Below are 3309 nucleotides of genomic sequence, written 5' to 3'. Positions count from 1 at the left end.
TGGGCGGTGAATGACCTCTCCACGGCGATTTTTATGATTCAGTTTTATCAAACTCTCCAGCAACAGCCTGAACTGTCGGTGGTTCTGGCGTTGCAGCAGACTCAGACCTGGCTGCGGTCAGCCACGGTGCAAGATTTGTTAAACTGGGTTGATAGCTGTGCGGTGATTAGTCTAGAACGGCGAGAGCAAATGAAATTTACCTTACAATGGGGGAAGACACTCGAAAGTAAGCCTTTTTCATCTCCTTATTTTTGGGCGGCATTTTGCGCCATTGGACAGACGAATTGACCCGTATTGTATCAAAAGGAATCCCCAATGAATCCCCAAGATTTAATTGCTGTGTTTTTGGAAGTGTGGGAAAGTAATCCCGATAATATTTGGCAAAGCTCAGGAGCCATCCAAGGCTTAGAAAAACTTAACAATAGTTTAGCGGCTTGTCAAGATAAGTCGGATTTGGAATTGGCTAATGAATTAGGTAAATGGTGTGGTTCCTATCCTCAACTGAATCAAAAAGTTATGGATAAGTTGGGGGAAAGGAAGCTAAGAGGGGAGAATAATGATTCCCCAAATACAACCGACACGACTTATGTAAATCTCTATCCGAAAATTACCGAATTTCTGCTAACCCGCGCTCCGATAATGGGCAAAAAAGAGGGTCAATCTTGATGGGTTTTCAACTGTAGTAATGGCAAACCATTTTTACAGGCGGCAGAGCCGCAAAATGGCGTGTCACGGCAGAGCCTTGGCACGAGAGTAGCCCAGTTTATGGCACATAAGTTAATAAAATGAAACATCAAAAATTACCGGAGATTATCGGGTTAATTAAAAATTGGTTTAAAACCCATTATTCTGAACAGGTTGTTCAAATTATTTTATATGGTTCTCAAGCTAGAGGAGAAGCTAAACCTGATTCAGATATTGACTTGCTGATTGTGATGAAATGCGCGTTTAATTACGCTGATGAAATCGACAAAACCAGTGAATTTATTCAAGAATTATCCTTGCAATATGATACGGTTGTCTCCCGTGCTTTTGTCTCCGAACAGCGGTTTAATCAAGAAAAAAGTCCATTTATTTTGAATGTTCATAGAGAAGGAATTGTTCTATGAGTGATGAGCAAAAATTGCTACTAGAAAAAGCTAAACGGAGTCTAATCGGTGCAGATTTATTGGTGGAAAATAATCTAGCAGAACTGGCAACGTCCCGTGCTTATTATGCAATGTTTTATATTGCTTCCGCCTTTTTATTGGCAAAAAACTTAAGTTTTTCCAGCCATTCTGCTGTGATTAGTGCTTTCGGTCGAGAATTTGCCAAGGACAATCAAAATTTTCGAGAATTTCACAGGGCTTTATATTGATGCACAGGATATGCGAAACCGGAGTGATTATGATTTAGATGTTAATATTACCACATCTGAAGCTAAAAAACAAATTGATATCCCTAGACAATTTATGAATTTTTGGGAAACTTATCAGGGGAATTAAATAGATGTCATTATCAGCGATTCAAGACTTAGTGACTCTGGTTGAATCTTTACCCGATACGGTTCAAAGCCAAGTGATTGCACATTTACGGGACTATATCGCCGATTTGCAAGATGAACAACGGTGGAATACGGCGTTTAATCGGACTCAATCTGCCTTAGTCGCCGTCGCACGTCAAGCCAAACAACAACGCGCCGCCGGACAAGCCACTTCCATAGATTATAACCAATTATAATGAACATTTTCGCTCCTAATCTCTATTTATGCGCTTACCATCTCCGGGAAGATGACACCGAGGGAAAGACTCACCCCCTGTGGTTAAATTGCGATCGCCTCCTATCTCACTTCACCGACACCCGACTGATACCCCATATCCACCACAGCGAACATCGCATCCTCCTCCCCCCACCCCAAAAGCAGATTTCCTTCACCCTCCCTAACTTTCCAGATATGGAAGGCTTTATCCAACCTGTCCAACTTCAAGAAGACAGTTATGGGGTATTTCTCAACATTGGCTATGATGATAGCAACCCGGCGAACACTGTAGCAATTCCGGTTCTCGAACAGTTTAACCCTAACCATATTTTACCCTTTCCCCCGAGTCCATATTTTCTCGGACAAACTCTGCTATTAACCCTAAATTTAACTCCAGAAAATCAAGGCTTAAAAGGTGCTGAATTAACTGAACTCGCAAATCAATGCTATCAGGCTTTATTGAATCAAAAGGCTGACCCCTCTCGGAGTGGGGAATTATTTGGGAGTCCGATTTTTGAATATGGGAATCCCGGCGAACCGGATAAATCCCCCCATGTTCTCATCTGGCTATTTCGAGATAAAAACGCCGATGAAATGCTAGGGAAGTGCTTTCAGCTAACTTTTGACCTGTTTTTCTATCGCCATAAAGTCAGCAAGGCTTTTCAAGATAGCCGGCAGATTTACAAGCAACTTAAACAGTATTATCTCAGCCTAGACCCCATCTTAGACCAAATTCAAGAAAAAATTGATACGGCCAACCCTGACCCCCAAGATACCACCTATCTGCAAAACTTAAAAACTCAGTTAAAACAACTTTCCGCTGATTCTCTGAATTACGATCGCCTCCTGCGGAAAATGAAGGATTTTGGCACAACAATTAACATAAATCTTAACAATTATAACGACACAATTGAGCGAATTTGTGCTAAACTAGGAACCGATAAGGAAGAACTATCATTTTGGCGGTACTTTGGGGAAGAAACTGGGCCGTACTTCCGGGTTCAAATTGCAGCAAATTTAAGTTATTTTGAACAGGGGACGGGGTTAATTTCGCAGGCAGTGGCCTCCATTCGTGCCATTGTGGAAATTGACCAAGCGCAGTGCGATCGCCAGCGTCAACAAGCGGAAAAGGACTACTACCAAAAACAACAAGACGATAATCAGAAATTACAAAACCGCATCCAAGCGGTTGGGGTGGGAATTGCGGCAGGGGCGATTTTCGCTTCAACTTCCGGGTTAATCCCCCAACCTTGGTACTTTCCCAACGGTCAAAAAATGGAACTCCATTTCATCCCCCCCCATCCGTTTCTGATTGGATTATTGGGGAGCATTATTTGTTCTGTTGGGGCGTGGTTGGCGGCGGAGGCATTGATTAACCGAGGGAAAAAACAAATCGGATAAACCCTCAAATCAACAGTCAAACAATCAGCAGAATTCCAAGTCAAATTAAAGTGCGATAATCCCCTCCCCTTGGCATCCGGTCCCCTCCCCTTGGCATCCGGTCCCCTCCCCTTGGCATCCGGTCCCCTCCCCTTGGCATCCGGTCCCCTCCCCTTGGCATCCGGTCCCC

At 43.3% G+C, this 3309-nt stretch carries 6 protein-coding genes; all 6 read left to right on the top strand.

Annotated elements, in window-relative coordinates:
* Positions 1 to 288 (top strand): CHAT domain-containing protein (locus J0895_RS05995; RefSeq protein ID WP_207087201.1); only part of this gene is annotated, 288 nt, incomplete at its 5' end.
* A gap of 27 nt (positions 289 to 315) precedes the next feature.
* Complete coding sequence (locus tag J0895_RS05990) at positions 316 to 666, top strand: hypothetical protein (RefSeq protein ID WP_207087200.1); 351 nt, start codon at positions 316 to 318, stop codon at positions 664 to 666.
* Between the two features lie 119 nt (positions 667 to 785).
* On the top strand, positions 786 to 1109 hold the full coding sequence (locus tag J0895_RS05985; protein WP_207087199.1) for a nucleotidyltransferase domain-containing protein: 324 nt from the start codon (positions 786 to 788) through the stop codon (positions 1107 to 1109).
* Positions 1106 to 1357, top strand: coding sequence for a HEPN domain-containing protein (locus tag J0895_RS05980; RefSeq protein WP_242541090.1), 252 nt, complete (start codon positions 1106 to 1108; stop codon positions 1355 to 1357). Before J0895_RS05985 ends, J0895_RS05980 begins: the two co-directional genes overlap by 4 nt.
* Positions 1358 to 1488: 131 nt before the next feature.
* On the top strand, positions 1489 to 1719 hold the full coding sequence (locus J0895_RS05975) for a hypothetical protein (protein ID WP_207087198.1): 231 nt from the start codon (positions 1489 to 1491) through the stop codon (positions 1717 to 1719).
* Positions 1719 to 3140 (top strand): hypothetical protein, encoded by a 1422-nt coding sequence (locus tag J0895_RS05970; protein WP_242541089.1) that lies wholly within the window; start codon positions 1719 to 1721, stop codon positions 3138 to 3140. Before J0895_RS05975 ends, J0895_RS05970 begins: the two co-directional genes overlap by 1 nt.
* The last annotated feature ends 169 nt before the right edge of the window (positions 3141 to 3309 follow it).

The sequence above is a fragment of the Phormidium pseudopriestleyi FRX01 genome (genome assembly GCF_017313335.1).
Lineage (GTDB): Bacteria > Cyanobacteriota > Cyanobacteriia > Cyanobacteriales > Laspinemataceae > Laspinema > Laspinema pseudopriestleyi.
Note: the sequence above shows the minus strand (reverse complement) of the source record. Positions and strands in the feature narration are given on the sequence as shown.